1 protein-coding gene is annotated in these 1373 nt (G+C 77.7%); it reads left to right on the plus strand.

Annotated elements, in window-relative coordinates; genetic code table 11:
* Positions 1–139 precede the first annotated feature (139 nt).
* Entirely contained in the window at positions 140–1225 is a 1086-nt protein-coding gene (locus CNO22_RS27080; protein ID WP_100502305.1) for an EAL domain-containing protein, read from the plus strand.
* Positions 1226–1373 lie beyond the last annotated feature (148 nt).

Genomic DNA, 1373 nt, shown 5'->3' on the forward strand with positions numbered 1-1373 from the left:
ATTCGGATTATGAGTCTTAGTACGGTTGCTGGGTCTCGGAGATGTGTATAGGAGCCAGCGCCCCCGTTGCCCACCCCGTCGGGTGAGGCGGGGCCGGTCCCGGGTCGAGCCCGGCGACGCCGGCGCCGATGGGCTGCCCATGACGGCGATCCTCACGAGCAGGCTGCCCGACTGCCGTCCGCTGCTGGCCGACCCCGACGACCTCACGCTGGTGTTCCAGCCGATCGTCGACCTCGCCACCGCGCGCGTCGTGGGCTACGAGGCGTCGTCCCGCTTCCCGGGGACCGCCGGGCCCGACGTCTGGTACGCCGCCGCCGCGGACTGCGCCCTGGCCGCCGAGCTCGAGGCACTGGCGGTCACCAGGGCGCTGGCCGCCGTGCCCCTGCTGCCCGACGGCACGTCCCTCACGGTGACGGTGAGCCCGCACCTGCTCGGCAGCGCCCCGGTGCAGGACGCGCTGGCCACCCGACCGGACCTGTCCCGCGTCGTCGTCCAGCTCGCCGGGCACACGCCGGTCGACGACCTCGACGCACTGCGCCGGCACACCGACGCGCTGCGCGCTCGCTCTGCCCTCGTCGCGGTGGCCGACGCCGCCGCCGGCCTGCCGACCGTGGCCGCCGTCCGCCCGGAGCTCCTCACGCTCGACCGGGCCCTGGTGACCGGCGTCGAGGGCGACCCGGTCCGCACCGCGCTCACCGAGGTGGTGCGCGACCTCGCCGGCCGGATCGGCGCCCGACTCGTGGCCGAGGGCGTCGAGACGGCCGCGGAGCTGGCCGCGCTGGCCCGGCTCGGCGTCCCGCTCGCCCAGGGCTGGCTGCTCGGCCGGCCGACGCCGGAACCCGCCCCGCTGGCCCCCGGGGTCGCCGCCCTGGTCGGCACGCACGCCGCCCGCGCCCGGGTCTGCGAGGGGCTCGCCGCGCTCGTGCGGCCGGTGCGCCAGTGCGACGTCGGCTCGCCGCTGCCCGCCGTCCCCCCGGCGGTGCTGGTGGGCGGTCGGGGCGAGCCGGTCGGGCTGTGGCTGGCCTGCCCGCGCACCCGGGAGCCGCACCTGGCACCGGTCTCGCTGCGGGCCACCCCGTCGGACGCCGTCGCCGCGACGCTGCAGCGGGCAATGGCGCGACCGCCGGCGCAGCGCTTCGACCCGGTGGTCTGCACCGACGCCAGCGGCGCCGTCGTGGGCCTGCTCCGCGTCGACGACCTCGCGGCGGCGCTGGCCCGCGCGTGACTGGAGGGCGGCCCCGTCCGAGTCGCCCCGTCCCGGGTCCCACCCCGAGCCTGCGAGGGGTGGGGAGGACGGGGTCCTCCATCAGGCCGCCCGGCGGGCGGTCCAGACGCTGGTGATGGCGCCTGACGTGTAGAACTTTGCGCTGCGA

The sequence above is a fragment of the Geodermatophilus chilensis genome (assembly GCF_002802985.1).
In the GTDB taxonomy this organism is placed as follows: domain Bacteria; phylum Actinomycetota; class Actinomycetes; order Mycobacteriales; family Geodermatophilaceae; genus Geodermatophilus; species Geodermatophilus chilensis.

Bases quoted from the DNA above. Each gene is read 5' to 3' on its own strand.
- CNO22_RS27080 (WP_100502305.1), top strand. From the start codon at position 140: ATGACGGCGATCCTCACGAGCAGGCTGCCCGACTGCCGTCCGCTGCTG.